General features: G+C 31.8%; 18 protein-coding genes. 6 read left to right on the top strand and 12 right to left on the bottom strand.

Annotation, left to right across the window (positions count from 1 at the left end; all coding sequences use genetic code 11):
- Positions 1-95: 95 nt before the first annotated feature.
- The 11 genes from AC1Q5Z_RS05980 to AC1Q5Z_RS05930 form a co-directional block, all read right to left on the bottom strand.
- Positions 96-1,211 carry a FecR family protein gene (locus tag AC1Q5Z_RS05980; RefSeq protein WP_286964850.1) on the bottom strand — a complete coding sequence of 372 codons (1,116 nt, stop codon included), beginning with the start codon at positions 1,209-1,211 and terminating at the stop codon, positions 96-98.
- A gap of 90 nt (positions 1,212-1,301) precedes the next feature.
- Positions 1,302-1,907, bottom strand: a complete 606-nt coding sequence (locus AC1Q5Z_RS05975; protein WP_198855708.1) for an RNA polymerase sigma factor — start codon at positions 1,905-1,907, stop codon at positions 1,302-1,304.
- Positions 1,908-2,487: 580 nt separating this feature from the next.
- The gene (locus AC1Q5Z_RS05970; protein WP_198855709.1) at positions 2,488-2,916 is read right to left on the bottom strand and encodes a hypothetical protein; all 429 of its coding nucleotides are present in this window, start codon (positions 2,914-2,916) and stop codon (positions 2,488-2,490) included.
- Between the two features lie 139 nt (positions 2,917-3,055).
- Positions 3,056-3,928 (bottom strand): succinate--CoA ligase subunit alpha, encoded by an 873-nt coding sequence (gene sucD / locus AC1Q5Z_RS05965; protein ID WP_057118027.1) that lies wholly within the window; start codon positions 3,926-3,928, stop codon positions 3,056-3,058.
- Between the two features lie 86 nt (positions 3,929-4,014).
- On the bottom strand, positions 4,015-4,377 hold the full coding sequence (locus AC1Q5Z_RS05960) for a nuclear transport factor 2 family protein (protein ID WP_492444052.1): 363 nt from the start codon (positions 4,375-4,377) through the stop codon (positions 4,015-4,017).
- 1 nt (position 4,378) lies between these two features.
- Positions 4,379-5,308: a UDP-3-O-(3-hydroxymyristoyl)glucosamine N-acyltransferase gene (locus tag AC1Q5Z_RS05955; RefSeq protein ID WP_198855711.1), complete on the bottom strand. Its 930-nt coding sequence runs from the start codon at positions 5,306-5,308 to the stop codon at positions 4,379-4,381.
- 121 nt (positions 5,309-5,429) lie between these two features.
- Complete coding sequence (gene efp / locus AC1Q5Z_RS05950; protein ID WP_095929274.1) at positions 5,430-5,996, bottom strand: elongation factor P; 567 nt, start codon at positions 5,994-5,996, stop codon at positions 5,430-5,432.
- A gap of 92 nt (positions 5,997-6,088) precedes the next feature.
- On the bottom strand, positions 6,089-6,874 hold the full coding sequence (gene lpxA, locus AC1Q5Z_RS05945; RefSeq protein ID WP_095951251.1) for an acyl-ACP--UDP-N-acetylglucosamine O-acyltransferase: 786 nt from the start codon (positions 6,872-6,874) through the stop codon (positions 6,089-6,091).
- Positions 6,875-6,948: 74 nt separating this feature from the next.
- A complete protein-coding gene (locus tag AC1Q5Z_RS05940) occupies positions 6,949-8,337 on the bottom strand; it encodes a bifunctional UDP-3-O-[3-hydroxymyristoyl] N-acetylglucosamine deacetylase/3-hydroxyacyl-ACP dehydratase (protein WP_198855712.1) in 1,389 nt (462 codons plus the stop codon).
- Positions 8,330-9,373, bottom strand: a complete 1,044-nt coding sequence (lpxD, locus tag AC1Q5Z_RS05935; protein WP_198855713.1) for a UDP-3-O-(3-hydroxymyristoyl)glucosamine N-acyltransferase — start codon at positions 9,371-9,373, stop codon at positions 8,330-8,332. The genes AC1Q5Z_RS05940 and lpxD overlap by 8 nt, the downstream gene beginning before the upstream one ends.
- A 39-nt stretch (positions 9,374-9,412) precedes the next feature.
- The gene (locus AC1Q5Z_RS05930) at positions 9,413-10,642 is read right to left on the bottom strand and encodes an HD domain-containing protein (protein WP_343588314.1); all 1,230 of its coding nucleotides are present in this window, start codon (positions 10,640-10,642) and stop codon (positions 9,413-9,415) included.
- A 223-nt stretch (positions 10,643-10,865) separates the two neighbouring features.
- Here AC1Q5Z_RS05930 and porX point away from each other — a divergent pair, with 223 nt between their 5' ends.
- From porX to AC1Q5Z_RS05910, 4 genes are all read left to right on the top strand, one after another.
- Complete coding sequence (gene porX, locus AC1Q5Z_RS05925; RefSeq protein ID WP_111369214.1) at positions 10,866-12,419, top strand: T9SS response regulator signal transducer PorX; 1,554 nt, start codon at positions 10,866-10,868, stop codon at positions 12,417-12,419.
- Between the two features lie 167 nt (positions 12,420-12,586).
- On the top strand, positions 12,587-12,994 hold the full coding sequence (tsaE, locus tag AC1Q5Z_RS05920) for a tRNA (adenosine(37)-N6)-threonylcarbamoyltransferase complex ATPase subunit type 1 TsaE (RefSeq protein ID WP_198855715.1): 408 nt from the start codon (positions 12,587-12,589) through the stop codon (positions 12,992-12,994).
- Positions 12,995-13,145: 151 nt separating this feature from the next.
- Positions 13,146-14,345, top strand: a complete 1,200-nt coding sequence (locus tag AC1Q5Z_RS05915; RefSeq protein WP_198855716.1) for an alanine dehydrogenase — start codon at positions 13,146-13,148, stop codon at positions 14,343-14,345.
- A 36-nt stretch (positions 14,346-14,381) separates the two neighbouring features.
- Entirely contained in the window at positions 14,382-14,756 is a 375-nt protein-coding gene (locus AC1Q5Z_RS05910) for a DUF4258 domain-containing protein (protein ID WP_278021709.1), read from the top strand.
- A 98-nt stretch (positions 14,757-14,854) separates the two neighbouring features.
- Here AC1Q5Z_RS05910 and AC1Q5Z_RS05905 read toward each other — a convergent pair whose 3' ends face one another.
- On the bottom strand, positions 14,855-15,520 hold the full coding sequence (locus AC1Q5Z_RS05905; protein WP_343588310.1) for a uracil-DNA glycosylase: 666 nt from the start codon (positions 15,518-15,520) through the stop codon (positions 14,855-14,857).
- Between the two features lie 184 nt (positions 15,521-15,704).
- Here AC1Q5Z_RS05905 and AC1Q5Z_RS05900 point away from each other — a divergent pair, with 184 nt between their 5' ends.
- A complete protein-coding gene (locus AC1Q5Z_RS05900) occupies positions 15,705-17,870 on the top strand; it encodes an endonuclease MutS2 (protein WP_343588308.1) in 2,166 nt (721 codons plus the stop codon).
- Positions 17,871-18,133: 263 nt separating this feature from the next.
- On the top strand, positions 18,134-18,547 hold the full coding sequence (locus AC1Q5Z_RS05895) for a thiol-disulfide oxidoreductase DCC family protein (protein ID WP_286964826.1): 414 nt from the start codon (positions 18,134-18,136) through the stop codon (positions 18,545-18,547).
- Positions 18,548-18,675: the final 128 nt, after the last annotated feature.

Raw genomic sequence — 18,675 nt, 5'->3', positions numbered from 1 at the left:
GTTTTTACATAGGCATTTACAAATTGTTTTTTTAGTTTTTTAATAGCTTCATTTTGGATTTTTAAATTTTTATTTTTTTGATCGAATTTCGAAGTCTAGTTACAGCCAGAAGTCGTAATTACAATCTGATTTCCATTCATTTCATAATTTGTATCGTTGCCAATGCTTTTACAAATTATTTTCAGCTTTTCTGCCAATGGCTGATCACTTAAAGAAGTCGTCAATCGGCAGTCTTTTAATTTTTCGTGAGGAAAATCAATATCAACTAAATAAGCCTGTTCTATAGTTTCAAGAATTTGAGCAACAGGAATATCAGTAAACTCAAAACTTAACTGCTCAATATTTCTAACACTATTTACTAAAATCGGATCTTCAGTAATATTGGTTATTTTATTAAACACTAATTCTTTACGAGCAAAACGCAATGCTTGATTAGGAAGCAAAACAATTTCTTTGTTTTCTGTAGTGCGAACCAAATCATTAGACTTTACCTTTACTTTACCGGTGCGAACAAGAACTTCAACATTTTGCTGATCTGGATAAGCCTTTATCCTAAAGCTTGTTCCAACAACTCTAGTGACAATCTCATTAGCATAAACAAAAAAAGGCTTTTTAGGATTTTTACTAATTTCAAAGAAACCTTCGCCGGATAAATACACCTTTCTTTCGTTCCCGGTAAAGATTTTAGGGTAACTTAATTTACTATTGGGCTGTAATAAAACAGAACTTCCATCAGATAAAGTAATTATCTGTGATTTTTCAGAATTATTGGTTTGTTCAACCAAACCTTCATTATTATCCTGAACTAGTTCGTTGTAAGTAACTACATTATCATTTGCAGTAATTTCACTTCTAAAAAACCATGTAGAAAAAATACCAATCAAAATAGCGGCAGCGACACCACTAATCCAATATCTTCGTATTTTAAGTTTTTTAATTTTTGAAGATTGTTGAGAAAGCTCTTCTCTATGTTCAATTTTTCGCCAAGTTTCCTGTAAAGCTTCATGAACTTCGTTTGAAGACAATTTAGATTCTGGAACCCGCATGGCCAAAAGTACAAGCCTTGCATCTTCAACAAGTTTGGCTCTTTGAAGATTCTCGAGAGTCCATTCTTCCCAGCCCTGTTCATCAACTTTAGATAAAATCCATAATTGAAAAGATTCATCAGCTAAGAAGTCTTCAATTTCTATATAATTGTTACGTTTTTGCATCTTATTATTAAGGTTACAAAAACATAGAGGACAGTTTTTTTATTATATACTCACCGATTTAAGATTTTTTTTTGATTTTTTCTTAAATTTTTAAAAAACCCCTGAAGATATAAGCACTAAAAGCGGAATACTGCCTGTCCATTCTTTTCTAAGACTCAGTAAACCGCGATGTAGAAGATTACTAGCCGACTGATAATTCACATCTAATAAATCTGCTATTTGATCTACGCTTAATCCTTGGTGATAACGCAAATACAAAGCTTCCTTCTGACGACCTGGAAGATCATTCAATAATTTATTCAAAAGAAGAACACGTTCAGCAGTAACTTCGTCTTCTACCAAACGATTTTCTATAGAAAAATCAAAAAGAAATTCTAAAACATCTGTAGTAGTAGTTTTTCTAAATACATGATCTCTCTCGTGCAAACGAGCAATTCTCTTTCTAACACTAGAAAGCAAATATGCCTTAACAATAACATTATCTTGAAGAGAGTCGCGATAAAGCCAAATATCAGCAAAAACATCTTGAATACAATCTTGTACTTTTTCTTCATACGAACAAAGCGAATTGCCGTAACTGATTAAGTCTCTATAGTATTTTTCAAAAAGTAACGAAAATGATTTCTCATTACCATTCTTCAAATTATTCCACAGAATAAAATCGTCTAAAACCTTGTTTTTTAAAATTTGGCTCATATAAAAAAGCTTTGGGGCGCAAAATCCGATTATCTAAGTTATTACTAAAACAATAGGATTACTACATAGATTAATATGAAATAAATTTGATTTCTTTTTAAGTTAAAACTGATAAACAAAACATCTAATTTAACAAAAATTAAACAAGTGTTTTACATTTAAATTAATTTTATAAGATACAAAAAGAATCGAATTTTAACATTATTTTTTGTTTTTGTGTGATAAATATAGAAAAGCAAATAATCAAAACCCAATTAATTACAAAAAAAATAAACTTTTTTCTAAATTCATCAGTATTGCGCCTTGTTTTTTGATTAAACTTAAATTTACCATAATTTAAATTTTAATTAACTAAATCGAACCTTACAGTTTTTTTGTTCATCATTGATTTACGACACCAGAAAAAAAGACATAAAAAAAAGCCTTATTTAAAATAAAGCTTTCTAAGTATAAAAAAATAGACCGTAAATAGATTTTTTTTTGCTATTTATATTTTTAAAAATTAAAACCTACATCTCACAAAAAAACCTTACCAATTAAATCAGTAAGGTTTTTTGATAATATTCAGATTGAAAGGAACTTAAAAAGCTACATTCCATCTTGGTAATTTACCATTTTCATCTAAGAAGTTTTGCAAAACTTGCCCTTCAACAGCAGTAGGAATTGCTTTTACATCGCCTGCAAACGTTTCGTACCAAACTACTTCTAATGCTTCGATGTTCTCTAATTTCATTTGTGCTGGCCAAGAATATTTTCTTCCCGTTTTAGCAAACTGATGTCCATTTACGATTTTATCGTAAAGCCCACCATTTTTACTTTTTAAAGTTCCGTCATTTTGAACAGTTCCTGTAGAACCAACCATGATCAATTCTTTTTCATCACCTTCAACAGCGTACACCACAAATATTCCCGCACTTCCTTCTGGAGCATTGCAAGTTTCTTCTAAACTATCATTTACAGTAAAAGTAAAACTGTTTGTTGCTTTAAATTTTTCTAATTCTTTGTACATATTTCTTCTTTAAGCTTCTAAGATACTGAGGTTCTAAGATGCTAAGTTTTTTTCATTTACGCCTCAGCCTTTAAAATGTAAAAAAGTCTCAACAGGATATTGAGACTTTTTTGGAATTTATAATTTTGAAACTTGAAAATTATCCAAGTACTTCTTTTACTTTTTTACCAATTTCTGCTGGTGAATCAACAACGTGAATTCCGTTGTCTCTCATAATTTGTTTCTTAGCAGCTGCTGTATCATCAGAACCACCAACAATAGCACCTGCGTGCCCCATTGTTCTACCAGCAGGAGCAGTTTCTCCAGCGATAAATCCAATAACTGGTTTACGGTTACCGTCAGCTTTTACCCATCTTGCAGCATCAGCTTCTAATTGACCACCGATTTCACCAATCATGATGATAGCTTCAGTTTCTGGATCGTTCATTAATAATTCAACAGCTTCTTTAGTTGTAGTTCCAATAATTGGATCTCCACCAATTCCGATAGCTGTAGTAATTCCTAAACCTTGTTTTACAACTTGGTCAGCAGCTTCGTAAGTTAAAGTTCCTGATTTAGAAACGATACCAACTGTACCTTTTTTGAAAACGAAACCTGGCATAATACCAACTTTAGCTTCACCTGGAGTGATAACACCTGGACAGTTTGGACCAATTAATCTTGAATTTCTTTCTTTAACATAATTATTTGCTTTAATCATGTCTGCTACAGGAATTCCTTCTGTAATGGCAATAATTACTTTAATTCCAGCATCAGCAGCTTCCATAATTGCGTCAGCAGCAAAAGCTGGCGGAACAAAAATGATAGAAGTATCAGCACCAGCTTGATCTACAGCATCTTTTACTGTATTAAAAACTGGACGATCTAAATGGCTTGTACCGCCTTTTCCTGGAGTAACACCTCCAACAACGTTAGTACCGTACTCAATCATTTGAGAAGCGTGGAAAGTTCCTTCACTTCCTGTAAATCCCTGAACAATTATTTTGGAATCTTTATTAACTAAAACACTCATGATATATATTTTATGTAGTTTTTAAATTTGTGTTGCAAAAATAAGGTTTTGTAATGTATTTTGCCTCTTTTATTGTCAAAAAAATATTAAGAAAATTGACTCATTTGATAACCTCTATGAAGTTTATCATCTTTTATCTGCCAAATGGTTGCAAAATGTGCTAAAAGCATTTCTTCTCTAGGATTCTCGATTGTTTTTACAAAATGAGAGTAACGTACTGATACTAAATCATCTTCGCTAATAATATGACTAATTCTAACCTTAGAACGTACATAAGCACGACTAAGCTCATTGGCCATTTCAATTATCGAATCATAATCCATTTGAATAAAACCTTTACTGCTGTTCCATTCAAGAATAACATCAGGATGCAGATATGTTTTTAAAATTTCGCTATCAATTAAGGCATCTGACTTATAAAATTTCTGAACAAATTCTTTAATAGACATATTACTTCAATTTACTTAAAATTTCAGGAATCTTCTTGATATTGGCTAATTGCTTCAATTTTTCTCTAGATTCTTCAATTGGAGTACCAAAATATGATTTTCCGCCTTCAACTGACTTAGTAACACCTGTCTGCCCCATTACAACAGCTTTTGCACCAATTGTAATACCGCTAGTAGTTCCTACTTGTCCCCATAAGGTTACTTCATCTTCTATAATCACACAACCTGCAATACCCGTTTGAGAAGCAATCAGACATTTTTTTCCAATCACTGTATCATGGCCAACATGCACTTGATTATCTAGTTTTGATCCTGCACCAATTGTTGTATCTCCAGTAACACCTTTATCGATCGTGCATAAAGCTCCAATGCCAACATTATCTTCAATAACAACTCGACCACCAGAAACCAACTGATCGAATCCTTCTGGACGTTTTTTATAATAAAAAGCATCCGCACCTAAAATAGTTCCAGCATGTATAATTACATTATCTCCTATTATAGTATGATCGTAAATAGATACATTAGAATGTATTAGACAGTTTTTACCAATTTTCACATTGTTTCCAACAAAACTATTAGGCTGAATAACAGTTCCTTCTCCAATTTCTGCCGATGGAGCTATAGCAACATTAGCAAATTGAAACGGTTTAAAATGTCTGGTTAAAATATTAAAATCTCTAAATGGATCATCAGAAATCAAAAGAGCTTTACCTTCTGGGCACTCAACTTCTTTGTTTATTAAAACAATAGTAGCCGCCGATTGCAAAGCTTTATCATAGTATTTTGGATGGTCAACAAAAACAATATCACCAGGCTCTACAACGTGTATCTCGTTCATGCCTAAAACTTGAAAGTCTTTGTCTCCGATAAATTTGCAATTAAGCAAATTAGCAATTTCTTGTAAAGAATGACTCTTTGGAAATTTCATATAGTATAATTAGAAAACTTGTAAATTAGAAAATGAGTCAATTAGAATGTGAATATACAAAATTATGTCGATTCACTTATTATCTAATTGACTCATTGTCAAATTATCTTAATTAAAATAACTACTCTTTTACACGCTCCATGTAAGAACCTGAAGCTGTATCGATTTTAATTTTATCGCCTTCGTTAATAAACAAAGGAACATTTATGTTCGCTCCTGTTTCTACTGTAGCATTTTTAGTAGCGTTTGTTGCTGTGTTTCCTTTTACACCTGGCTCAGCATAAGTAACTTCAAGAATTACAGATGCAGGCATGTCTACTGATAACGGCAAATCTGTTTCTGTATTAATCTGTACCATTACGTTTGTTCCTTCCTTTAACAAATCTGGAGCATCCAAAATGTTTTTGTTTAAAGAAATTTGCTCAAACGTTTCAGCATTCATAAAGTGAAATTCATCACCTTCTGGATATAAATATTGAAATGTATGTGTTTCAACACGAATAACGTCAATCTTGTGACCAGCAGAAAATGTATTATCTAATACTTTTCCAGAAGTCAAACTTTTCAATTTAGTTCTAACGAAAGCTGGACCTTTTCCAGGTTTTACGTGAAGAAATTCAATAATTTTATAGATATCGTGATTAAATTTAATACACAATCCGTTTCTAATATCTGATGTAGATGCCATTTGTATTTGTTTTATTTTTTTGTTTAATCGTTTAACCGTTTAACTGTTTTTTCGATTAAACGATTAAACAAATAAACAATTAAACTCAATTTTTAATAATTTCCTGAGTAACCTTTCATAATTCCTCGAGAAGAATTTCTAATAAAATCTAGAATTTCATCTCTTTCTGGAGTCGCTTCCATTTCAGCTTCAATAATGCTTAAAGCTTGCGTTGTATTGTAATTCTTTTGATACAATATTCTATAGATTTCCTGAATTTCCCTAATTTTTTCAGTACTAAAACCTCTTCTTCGTAAACCAACAGAATTAATTCCTACATAAGACAAAGGCTCTTTTGCTGCCTTTGTAAATGGCGGAACGTCTTTTCTAACCAAAGATCCTCCAGAAATCATAGCGTGATCTCCAATATGAATAAACTGGTGAATCGCCGCTAAACCTCCAATAACTGCATGATTTCCAACAACTACGTGACCTGCCAAAGCAACACCATTTACAATAATTGCATTGTTTCCGATCTCACAGTCGTGCGCGATGTGAGCATAAGCCATTACTAAACAATTGTTTCCAATTACAGTTTGGCCAGAAGCAATAGTCCCTCTATTAATAGTTACACATTCTCTAATTGTACAATTATCGCCAATAATAGCAAGAGAATCTTCACCTCCAAATTTTAAATCTTGTGGCACCGCAGAAATTACTGCTCCTGGGAAAATATTACAATTTTTTCCAATTCGAGCACCTTCCATAATGGTCACGTTTGAACCAATCCAAGTACCATCACCAATAACAACATTATTGTGAATTGTTGTAAATGGCTCTATTACAACGTTTTTAGCGATTTTCGCGCCTGGATGAACATATGCTAATGGTTGATTCATCTGTATGTTTTATATTTTTAATTAAAATATTCTAATTTGAAGCAACAAACCTAAACAATAAATTTGATAATTTATTATTGTTTTCTTGCTATTTGTGCCATTAATTCTGCCTCGGTTACTAATTTACCATTTGCATAAGCATTTGCCTGCATATGGCAAATCCCTCTTCTGATAGGAGAAATTAACTCACATTTAAAGATTAAAGTATCACCTGGCAATACTTTGTGTTTAAATTTAACATTATCAATTTTCATGAAATATGTCAAATAATTTTCAGGATCTGGAACAGTACTTAACACTAAAATTCCACCTGTTTGAGCCATTGCTTCAACAATTAATACACCTGGCATAACTGGAGCTTCTGGAAAGTGACCTACGAAGAAATTCTCGTTCATAGTAACATTTTTCAATCCTACTACGTGACGATCAGACATTTCGATAATTCTGTCAATTAACAAGAATGGAGGTCTGTGAGGGAGCATAGACATGATTTTATGAATGTCCATCAATGGTTCTTGATGCAAATCATAAGTAGGAACATGATTTCTCTGCTCTATCTTGATAATTTTTGCTAATTTTTTGGCAAACTGAGTGTTTACAAAGTGACCTGGTTTGTTTGCAATAATTTTTCCTTGGATACGAACTCCAATTAAAGATAAATCTCCAATTACATCTAGCAATTTATGTCTTGCTGCTTCGTTTGGATAATGTAAAGTTAAGTTATCTAAAACTCCGTTTGGTTTAACTGAAATCTCTTCTTTACCAAACGCTTTCTTTAAATTCTCCATTGTAGACTCAGAGATTTCTTTATCTACATATACAATTGCATTGTTTAAATCTCCACCTTTAATAAGTCCGTGCTCTAACAAAGACTCTAATTCGTGAAGGAAACTAAAAGTTCTAGAACTCGCAATTTCAGATTTAAAATCTGCTAAACTTTTTAAAGTAGCATTTTGAGTACCTAAAACTTTAGTACCAAAATCTACCATAGTTGTTACTTGATATTCGTCGCTAGGCATAACAAGAATTTCGCTTCCAGTAGCTTCATCTGTAAAAGAAATTACTTCTTTAACTACGTAAACATTTCTGCTTGCATCTTGTTCTTCAATTCCAGCTTTCTCTATCGCTTCAACAAAATATTTTGATGAACCATCCATAATTGGTAGTTCAGAGGCATTCAATTCAATAATAACATTATCCAAATCACAACCAACCACTGCAGCCAAAACGTGTTCTGGTGTTTGAATTTTCACACCAAGTTTCTCAAGATTTGTTCCTCTTTGAGTATTAACAACATAATTAGCATCAGCTTCAATTACTGGTTGACCTTGCAAATCTACTCTTACAAAAGTGAAACCATTATTAACGGGTGCAGGTTTAAAAGTCATTGTAACTTCTTTTCCAGTGTGTAAACCAACTCCTGTTAGCGAAATTTCATTTTTGATGGTCTTCTGTTTAACCATTATTTCCATTTTTTGGGTTTATTATTTGTTTTTTTAATTCTTCAACTTCAGCCACAATTTTAGGCAGATTCTTAAAATGAACATACGATTTATTAAAATCACTATATCCAAGTGATGGCGAACCTTGTAAAACCTCACCATCTTTAATGTTTCTTGAAACGCCAGACTGTGCCTGAACTCTAACATTATTGCCAATTGTTAAATGGCCTACTATACCAACTTGTCCTCCAATCATACAGTTCTCGCCAATTTTTGTAGAACCTGCTACACCACTTTGAGCAGCTATCACAGTATTTTTTCCAATTTCTACATTGTGAGCAATCTGAATTTGATTGTCTAATTTAACCCCTTTTCTAATTATTGTAGAACCAAGGGTTGCTCTGTCGATTGTAGTATTTGCACCAATATCTACGTTATCCTCAATAATAACATTACCAATTTGTGGTACTTTACTATATTCTCCATCTTCATTTGGAGCAAATCCAAAACCATCAGCACCGATAATAACACCAGAATGAACAGTACAATTGTTTCCTATTACAGTTTCTGAATAGATTTTTGCACCAGCAAAGATGAATACATTATCACCAATAGTAACATTGTCACCAATAAAACTATTTGGATATATTTTCACATTATTGCCCAAAACTACATTTTGTCCAATATAACTAAAACTTCCCAAATATAAATTTTCTCCATATTTAGTTCCTTCAGACATAAATGACTGAGGCTCGATACCTGTTTTATTTAATTTTACCTGATTATAAAAATGTAAAAGTTTAGAAAACGCTGCATAAGCATCTTCCACTTTAATAAGTGTAGTAGTAATTTCCTGTTCTGGAATAAAGCTATCATTAACAATTGTTACTGTCGCTTTTGTAGTATATATATAATTGATATACTTTGGATTAGCCAAAAAAGTAAGCGACCCTTCGTCCCCTTCTTCGATTTTAGAAAGCTTAGAAACTTCTGCATTGGGATTCCCAACAACTTCTCCTTCTAAAATTCCTGCTATTTGTTCTGCTGTAAATTTCATCGCGACAAAAATATAAAAAATAGGTTTTAAATGTTAATTTTATATAAGTTGTTTTGGGAAACAGATATAATATTTTGTCACCAATTTAGATAACGATTTCAAATTCAGTTGGTCAGAAGCTTCAACAACATCTTCAATTGTTTTATCTTTTTTCAAAATACGAATAGGTTCTGCTTCCTTACTATAGGCTTGGTTTTTAATTTTACCTCTAAAAATAAAATATCCTGCATCTAATTGCGAAATATGATGCTTATTAGCAAACTGCTCTTTTAAAGATTGAGATTCTTCCATAGAAACTTTCTCAGCGCTCATTTTAATTTTAAGCAAATCTCTATTAATTATCATTTTGCTTAAAGTGCTTAAAACGAAATCGTCCTGTCGCTGCCAAGCTTTTAAAGCACTAATAATATCAAAATCATCCAATTGAGAAAACAAGTCGAGCTTTTCGGCATCAAAATTTTCTAGAGTTATTTTATTATGCATAAAATAAGAAAGAGGTTCACTGCAAGGAAGATCTACTCCTTTCAAAACCAATTCTTTTGCTCTTTTTAAGACTTTCATTAAAATCAATTCGGCAACCAAACTTGTTTTATGCAAATAAGCTTGCCAGTACATTAATCTCCTAGAAAGCAGAAATTTCTCTACAGAATAAATTCCTTTTTCTTCAATTACTAAAACATCATTTTCAACATTCATCATCTGAATCAATCGTTCAGAGTTTACATTTCCTTCAGCAACACCTGTATAAAAACTATCTCGTTTCAAGTAATCCATTCGATCCATATCCAACTGACTTGAAATCAATTGTAACATGAATTTTCTATGGTATTCCCCTTTAAAAACCTGAATCGCCAAACTTAATCTTCCGTCAAATTCTTCATTTAACTGATTCATAAATAATAGTGAAATGGCTTCGTGGTGCACATCTTCAACAATACTTTTTTCCATCGCATGAGAAAACGGCCCATGCCCTATATCATGAAGCAAAATCGCTATTAAAAGCGCATTTTCTTCTTCTTCAGAAATCACAACCTCTTTAAAACGAAGCGTGTCAATAGCTTTTTTCATCAAATGCATACATCCTAATGCATGATGAAAACGAGTATGATTCGCTCCTGGATACACCAAATACGATAATCCCATCTGTGAAATACGGCGTAGACGCTGAAAATAAGGATGCTGAATTAGATCGTAAACCAGCTCATTCGGAATCGTAATGAAGCCATATATAGGATCGTTGAATATTTTTAATTTATTGATCTGAGTCACAGTCTCGTTATTTTTTTGGTCAACAAATATAAGTAAATAAGTATAAAGAGCTTGGTGTTTTTTATTTAAAAATCACACTCTAAAATATGATGATTATCAATAAAATACATTAAAAAATGTTAAATTTCAAAATAAAATCATGGTTTAACTTTGGTAATTTTATACTATTTTTAATACTTTTTAAGTTCTATAACTTTAAATTGCAGTAAAATTAAATTGATTTATGGATAAGATAAAGATACTTTGGGTCGACGATGAAATCGATCTTTTAAAGCCCCACATATTATTTCTAGAAAAAAAGAATTACGAAGTTACTACTTGCAATAACGGCCTTGATGCGATTGCGTTGTTTGAAGAAGATAATTTTGATATTGTTTTTCTAGATGAAAACATGCCCGGAATGAGCGGATTAGAAACGCTTTCTGAAATGAAAGAAAAAAAATCAGCGATTCCGATGATTATGATCACCAAAAGCGAGGAAGAATATATTATGGAAGAAGCCATTGGTTCTAAAATCGCCGATTATTTGATTAAACCCGTAAATCCGAACCAAATTCTATTGAGTTTGAAGAAAAATCTAGATGATTCGAGATTAATCACCGAAAAAACCACTTTAGATTATCAGAAAGAATTTAGAAAGATTTCGATGGAATTGGCAATGGTTAATTCATACGAAGATTGGATTGAATTGTACAAAAAATTGCTTTTTTGGGAATTAAAACTAGAAGACATCAATGATACAGCGATGATCGAAATTCTAGAATCTCAAAAAGTTGAAGCGAATTCCCAATTCGGAAAATATATCGAAAGAAATTACGAAGATTGGTTTGCACCAAAAGCAGATAAACCGATTCAATCTAATACTTTGTTTAAAGAATTAGTGGTTCCAGAAATTAAAAAGAAAGACAAACCAATCCTTTTTGTTGTAATTGATAACCTTCGTTACGATCAATGGAAAGCTTTTGAAGGTGTAATTTCAAACTATTACAAACTAGAAAAAGAAGTTCCGTACTACTCTATTCTTCCAACAGCTACTCAATATGCTAGGAATTCTATTTTTTCTGGTTTAATGCCTCTAGAAATGGAAAAACAATTTCCTGAATATTGGAAAAACGATGTAGAAGACGGAGGAAAAAACCTTTATGAAGCAGAGTTTTTATCGGCTCAGTTAAAACGTTTAGGTTTAAACATTAAAGAAGATTATTTCAAAATCACCAATTATGCTGGCGGAAAAAAGTTAGCCGAAAACTTTAAAGCTTTAAAAGGAAATGACTTAGTAACTGTTGTTTACAATTTCGTTGATATGCTTTCGCACGCTAAAACCGAAATGGAAGTAGTAAAAGAATTAGCCTCTGATGATAAAGCGTATCGTTCTTTAACCTTAAGCTGGTTTAAAAATTCTCCTTTATTAGAAATTATCCAACAGGCACAACTTTTAGGCTTTAAACTTATCTTAACAACAGACCACGGAACAATTAATGTAAAAAATCCGTCGAAAGTTGTAGGTGATAAAAATACAAGTCTAAATTTGCGTTATAAAACTGGACGTAGTTTAACATACGAGCAAAAAGATGTTTATGTGGTAAAAGAGCCTAAAACCATTGGCTTACCAGCAATAAACATGAGCAGTTCGTTTATTTTTGCCAAAAATGATTTTTTCTTGGCTTACGTAAACAACTACAATCATTATGTGAGCTATTACAAAAACACCTACCAACACGGAGGAATTTCGTTAGAAGAAATGATTATTCCGTTTTTGGTATTTAACCCGAAATAAAAGCTTTAAGTCGCAGTTTTCAATTTTGAATTTAAATAAAATAATTCTTGCCACAGATTTTACAGATCAATATTGATTTGAAAATCCTTTTTAATCTTTTAATCTGTGGCATTTAAAAAATAATTCGCCAAAATTTGCGAAATTCGTGGCAAAAAAAATAAACAACAATGAACATCGTTTTTTCATTAGATCAAATTCAAGAAGTTGCCGAGCAGATTATAGCTTCAAACCCTAAAAAAATCATTCTTTTTAATGGTGAAATGGGAGTTGGGAAAACTACTTTAATCAAACAATTATGCAAAAGTTTAGGAGTTCAAGATGCAACAAGCAGTCCGACTTTTTCTCTTGTAAACGAATACAAAACTTCTAGTAATCAAACCGTTTATCACTTTGATTTTTATAGATTAAACAAAGAAACCGAAGCGCTAGATATGGGCGTTGACGATTATTTGTATTCTGGAAATTGGTGTTTTATCGAATGGTCTGAAAAAATTGCGAGTCTGATCCCAGAAGAACATTCTACAATAAATATAGAATTGCTTGCTGATGGAAAAAGAGAACTAAATTTAGTTTAAAACTTATAATAAATAATCGTAAAAAGAAAAATTCACCTCTTTATTGACAGGTATAATATTTCTTAACTTTTATCTTTGAGTATTAGCAGAATTTTTACATTAATTTTAAAACTTTTTACGTAATTTGTACTCTTAATTTTTTGCATTATCCATGTCAATCACGTTAACTCCATTTACAAAACAACAATTAATACCGCAGGAAGAAAAACTTGAGGTTGGTCGTTTTAAAAGAGAACTTTTTATAGGAATTCCTAAAGAAACAAGTTACCAGGAACGTCGTATCTGTCTTACGCCCGATGCTGTAAATTCCTTAACTTACGCAGGTCACCGCGTTATGATTGAATCTGGAGCAGGAGAATGTTCGAGTTATACAGACAAAGAATATGCAGATGCGGGAGCAGAAATTACAAAAGACACCAAAAGGGTTTTTGGTTGCCCATTTCTATTAAAAGTAGAACCGCCAACTTTGGCTGAAATTGAAATGATAAATCCCGAAACGGTTATTATTTCTGCGATTCAGCTAAAAACTAAAAAGAAATCTTACTTCGAAGCTTTAGCTCAAAAGAAAATTACAGCCTTAGCTTTTGAATATATTAAAGACGAAGACGGATCTTATCCTGCTGTAAAATCTTTAAGCGAAATCGCCGGAACTGCCTCAATACTTATTGCTGCAGAATTAATGATCACAGATGAATTTGGAAAAGGACTTTTATTTGGAAACATTACAGGCGTTCCTCCTACCGAAGTTGTGATTTTAGGAGCTGGAACTGTTGGCGAATTTGCAGCAAAAACCGCTATTGGATTAGGTGCAAATGTTAAGGTTTTCGACAACTCAATTACAAAACTACGCCGCCTTCAAAACAATTTAAATCAAAGAATTTTTACTTCTACCATACAGCAAAAAGGTTTATTAAAGGCTTTAAGACGTTGTGACGTAGCGATTGGAGCAATGCGCGGAAAAGAGCGTTGTCCGATTGTTGTGAACGAAACAATGGTAGAACATATGAAAAAAGGCGCTGTAATTGTTGACGTTAGTATTGATACTGGTGGCTGTTTCGAAACTTCTGAAGTAACTACTCATGAAAAACCAACATTTATAAAAAGCAATGTTTTACACTATTGTGTGCCAAATATACCATCTCGTTATTCCAAAACTGCTTCATTATCAATAAGTAATATCTTAACACCTTACCTGCATCAGATAGCCGAAGATGGTGGTATTGAAAGTGCAATTCGATGCAATAAAGGCCTTAAAAATGGCATTTATCTTTATCACGGAATTCTAACAAATAAAGCAATTGGCGACTGGTTCGATTTGCCAGACAACGATATTAATTTACTTGTATTTTAAGGGAACTTTAATGTACCTTTGCAAAAATTTTATTTCATGAAGTTCGTACACCGTTTTGCATATTACCTGATTGGTCTCGTTATGGGATGTTTTATTGTATCAGGATTTTTTATCGGAAAAGACACCCGATGCAATTATTTTCCAAATGCCAGAGTTTTAAACAATCTTAGAACAAAACCTTTTCAATATTCTCCAAAAGCCGTTCAGACTTTAAGTGAAAAATGGGTTGACACGGCAGATGTCAAAAACACATTAACTTATGGAGATGTCGATTTTGACCAAAGTAATGTTCCATTCAAAAAAGGAAAGCTTTATATTATTGAAGGAAAAACAGTGAAAAATCAAGAGATTATTCTAAAAGTGGTCAATTATGAAAATAAAGCCGTTTTGGAAGAAATCATAAAAAAATAAAAAGAAAACCCAATAACACGTTTAATGTTATTGGGTTTTCTTTTATAAGGAATATTTATCACAAAGTCTTTTCCTTTGCAACTTTGCAACTAAAAAAATCACCATTCAATTTCTTTCAATCCTTTAGATTTCAAGAATTCATTTGTTTGGCTAAAATGTTTGTTCCCAAACCAGAAACCTCTATTGGCACTTAATGGAGAAGGATGTCCCGATTTTAAAATATGGTGTTTTGAAGCATCAATTAAAGTAGCTTTCTTTTGAGCAAAACCTCCCCAAAGTAAAAAGACAACATTTTCTTTTTCAGCAGAAATTTGTTTGATCACGGCATCAGTAAATTTCTCCCAACCTTTTCCTTGATGGCTCCCTGCTTCAGATTGTCTAACAGTTAAAGTAGCATTTAAAAGAAAAACGCCTTGATCTGCCCAACGTTCTAAATTACCCGTATTAGGCATTGGTATATTGAAATCATCCTGAATTTCCTTAAATATATTTTGAAGCGATGGCGGAAACGGAATTCCATCATTTACAGAAAAACACAATCCATTTGCTTGATTTGGCCCATGATAAGGATCTTGCCCGATAATAACCACTTTAACTTCATCAAAATGACAATGGTCAAAAGCTGAAAAAATTTGACTCCCTTTTGGATAACAAACTTTTGTTGCGTATTCCGTTTTTACAAATTCAATTAAATTGTTGAAATATGGTTTTTCGAATTCTTCATTCAAAACTGGTTTCCAAGAAGAATGCATTTTTACGTCCATAATTTTTTTTATGCGAATTTCAGAAATTATTACTTAAAATCATATTTACTAAAAAGAAAAATATCAAAAGTCAAAAAACAAAAATTAAAACGATAGCAAAGAAAAAAACTCATAATTCATAATTCATAATTCACAATTGATGAATGTTTTCGTACTTTTGCTTTTGCTTTCATAAAGAAATTAAATGATCAGTATTACAGAAAAAACATTACAAGACTTACAATTTCCAACTGTATTAGAAACCATTTCAGATGGCTGCAACACCGACATTGGAAAAGAAAAGGCTTTACAAATAAAACCATTTAGAGATAAAGAAGAATTAATGCAATCTTTGATGCAAACATCAGAGTATGTATCTTCTTTTCAAAATAATAACGCAATTCCGAATCACGGATTTGATGCCATTACGCATGAAATTAAGTTTTTAGCAATCGAAGACAGTTTTCTCGAAGTAGGAAGTTTTAGAAAAATTGCCAACCTTTCAGCAACAACAAATGTCTTATTGAACTTCTTAAAAAAATTCGATGATTACTATCCAAATCTAAATGCAAGGGCTTCTAGAGTAGAACTAACAAAAGAGATTATCTCTGCAATTGATGCAATAGTTGATAAATATGGAGAAATAAAAGACAATGCTTCTCCTGCCTTAGCCGGAATACGTCAGAATATGAATTTGGTTCGCGGAAAAGTGAATCAAAGTTTTGGCGTGGCTTTAACTCAATACAACAGCTTGGGTTATTTGGACGATATTAAAGAAAGTTTCGTGCAAAACCGTAGAGTTTTAGCAGTTTTAGCTATGTATCGCCGTAAAGTAAAAGGCTCAATTTTAGGAAGTTCAAAAACTGGAAGTATCGCATACATTGAACCAGAAGCTACTTTAAAATATTCTAGAGAATTAGCTAATTTAGAATACGAAGAGAAAGAAGAAATCACGCGAATCTTAAAAAATTTATCGAATGTCATTCGTCCTTTTCTTCCTTTACTAGTTGAATATCAAGATTTTTTAAGTGATATTGATGTAGTTGCTGGAAAAGCTAAGTATGCAAATCGCATTAATGGAATCCTGCCAACAATTACCGAAGAAAGAAGATTGTTCTTTAGAGAAGCCTATCATCCAATTTTGTATTTGAACAACAAACAAAAACAAGAAGTTACGCATCCGCAAACCATTGAGCTAAAACAAGAAAACAGAATTATTGTAATTTCTGGACCAAACGCTGGAGGAAAAACTATTTCTTTAAAAACGGTAGGTTTATTGCAATTAATGTTGCAATCTGGAATTTTGATTCCAGTTCATGAAAGGAGTGAAACTTTCTTATTTGATAGAATTTTAACAGATATTGGAGACAATCAATCTATTGAAAATCACCTAAGTACATATAGTTATAGATTAAAAAACATGAATTACTTTTTAAAGAAATGTAATAAGAAAACCATGTTTTTAATTGACGAATTTGGTACAGGATCTGATCCTGAATTGGGGGGAGCTTTGGCTGAAATTTTCCTAGAAGAATTTTATCACCGTGAAGCTTTCGGAATTATCACAACGCATTATTCTAATTTGAAAATTTTAGCAAACGAATTGCCATATGCAACGAATGCGAATATGATGTTTGATGAAAAATCTTTAGAACCGATGTACAAACTGGCTTTGGGTCAGGCAGGAAGCTCATTTACGTTTGAAGTTGCTCAGAAAAACGGAATTCCGTTTGGATTGATTAATCGAGCAAAAAAGAAAATCGAAGTTGGAAAAGTTCGTTTTGATAAAACCATCGCAACACTTCAGAAAGAGCGTTCGAAGTTGGAAAAAACTTCTTTAAATTTAAAAGAAGAAGAAACCAGAGCGCGTGAAGAGAGTAAGAAGATGGAAAACATCAATACGAGAATTCAGCAAAAATTAGAAAGCTATCAAGAATTGTACGACAGTAATCAAAAGATAATTTACATTGGACAAAAAATTGATGATATTGCTGAAAAATATTTTAACAACAAAAACAAAAAAGAACTTATCGGTGAATTTTTGAAAATAGTTGAGATTGAAAATTCAAAACGTAAAAAAGCAACTCCAAAAGAAACTAAAGAAAAAGTTGAAAAGCAAAAAGAAATTATTGCTGAAGTAAAGGTAAAAGTTGAAGAAATACGAAAAGAGAAAAAAGAGAAAAAACTTAAACCAGTTGTTGAAAAACCAAAACCGATTTTAAAAATTGGTGATCGAGTAAGAATGCTTGACGGGAGATCTGTTGGAAGTATAGATGCTATCGAAAAAAATAAAGCGACAGTAAATTATGGTATTTTTACTTCTAAAGTAAGTTTGGATGAATTGGAATTGGTAGAAGCAGTTAAGAAATAAGTTTTCAGTCCTTAAAAATTGGTAAAAAAAATCAAAATTAAAATAAAGCGATTTAAGGGACGATTTTCATTTTTACACAAAAGAACATTCCTGTTTTTTAAAAATAGATTTAAACTAATTTACTGATGTTGTTTTTGATTTCTAAAATTTATTAAAAAACAAAAATCAATAGATATTATAAATACAAGCAAAAACATATTAATTCCTGTTTTATTTATTTCAATTAAGAATTGAAATATAAAACTTGAAATACAAATTATAAAATGGAAAGTCTTCCAAAAAATAAAAAAATAGTTCTTTTTGACGGAGTTTGTAATCTCTGCAGTTCTGCTGTACAGTTTATCATCAATCACGACAAAAAAGATATTTTTAGATTTGTTGCATTGCAGTCTGATTTAGGAATTTCTATCTGTAAACATTTAGGAATTAGCTTTTCTAAAATGGATAGTATTATTTTATACGATCCTGGAACAGCATATTTTTACAAATCTTCTGCAATTCTTGAAATCGCTAAAAACTTTGGAGGCATTTGGAAATTAACTCCTATTTTTAGAATTGTACCAATTTTTGTAAGCGATAAAATTTATGATTATGTTGCAAAAAATAGATACAATTGGTATGGCAAAAAAGAAAGTTGCATGATTCCAACTCCAGAATTGAAAGCGAAGTTTTTGTAGAAAATTCCAATGTAAAAATTCCAAATTCCAAAAAGCAAAACTTCAGTGAACGCAATATTGTCATTTCGACGAAGGAGGAATCTTCGTGAGAAACTCGACAAAGATTGGATTCTCGTTGCGGAGTTACT

It is taken from the genome of Flavobacterium sp. GW823-FHT06G12, from assembly GCF_058794775.1.
Note: the sequence above shows the minus strand (reverse complement) of the source record. Positions and strands in the feature narration are given on the sequence as shown.

Excerpts from the sequence above, each read along its gene's own strand:
- AC1Q5Z_RS05900 (WP_343588308.1), top strand. The coding sequence starts at position 15,705 with ATGATCAGTATTACAGAAAAAACATTACAAGACTTACAATTTCCAACT.
- AC1Q5Z_RS05970 (WP_198855709.1), bottom strand. The coding sequence starts at position 2,916 with ATGTACAAAGAATTAGAAAAATTTAAAGCAACAAACAGTTTTACTTTT.
- efp (WP_095929274.1), bottom strand. The coding sequence starts at position 5,996 with ATGGCATCTACATCAGATATTAGAAACGGATTGTGTATTAAATTTAAT.
- lpxA (WP_095951251.1), bottom strand. The coding sequence starts at position 6,874 with ATGAATCAACCATTAGCATATGTTCATCCAGGCGCGAAAATCGCTAAA.
- porX (WP_111369214.1), top strand. The coding sequence starts at position 10,866 with ATGGATAAGATAAAGATACTTTGGGTCGACGATGAAATCGATCTTTTA.
- AC1Q5Z_RS05975 (WP_198855708.1), bottom strand. The coding sequence starts at position 1,907 with ATGAGCCAAATTTTAAAAAACAAGGTTTTAGACGATTTTATTCTGTGG.
- AC1Q5Z_RS05910 (WP_278021709.1), top strand. The coding sequence starts at position 14,382 with ATGAAGTTCGTACACCGTTTTGCATATTACCTGATTGGTCTCGTTATG.
- AC1Q5Z_RS05955 (WP_198855711.1), bottom strand. The coding sequence starts at position 5,308 with ATGAAATTTCCAAAGAGTCATTCTTTACAAGAAATTGCTAATTTGCTT.
- AC1Q5Z_RS05905 (WP_343588310.1), bottom strand. The coding sequence starts at position 15,520 with ATGGACGTAAAAATGCATTCTTCTTGGAAACCAGTTTTGAATGAAGAA.
- AC1Q5Z_RS05915 (WP_198855716.1), top strand. The coding sequence starts at position 13,146 with ATGTCAATCACGTTAACTCCATTTACAAAACAACAATTAATACCGCAG.
- sucD (WP_057118027.1), bottom strand. The coding sequence starts at position 3,928 with ATGAGTGTTTTAGTTAATAAAGATTCCAAAATAATTGTTCAGGGATTT.
- AC1Q5Z_RS05980 (WP_286964850.1), bottom strand. The coding sequence starts at position 1,211 with ATGCAAAAACGTAACAATTATATAGAAATTGAAGACTTCTTAGCTGAT.
- AC1Q5Z_RS05940 (WP_198855712.1), bottom strand. The coding sequence starts at position 8,337 with ATGGTTAAACAGAAGACCATCAAAAATGAAATTTCGCTAACAGGAGTT.
- AC1Q5Z_RS05895 (WP_286964826.1), top strand. The coding sequence starts at position 18,134 with ATGGAAAGTCTTCCAAAAAATAAAAAAATAGTTCTTTTTGACGGAGTT.
- tsaE (WP_198855715.1), top strand. The coding sequence starts at position 12,587 with ATGAACATCGTTTTTTCATTAGATCAAATTCAAGAAGTTGCCGAGCAG.
- AC1Q5Z_RS05960 (WP_492444052.1), bottom strand. The coding sequence starts at position 4,377 with ATGTCTATTAAAGAATTTGTTCAGAAATTTTATAAGTCAGATGCCTTA.
- lpxD (WP_198855713.1), bottom strand. The coding sequence starts at position 9,373 with ATGAAATTTACAGCAGAACAAATAGCAGGAATTTTAGAAGGAGAAGTT.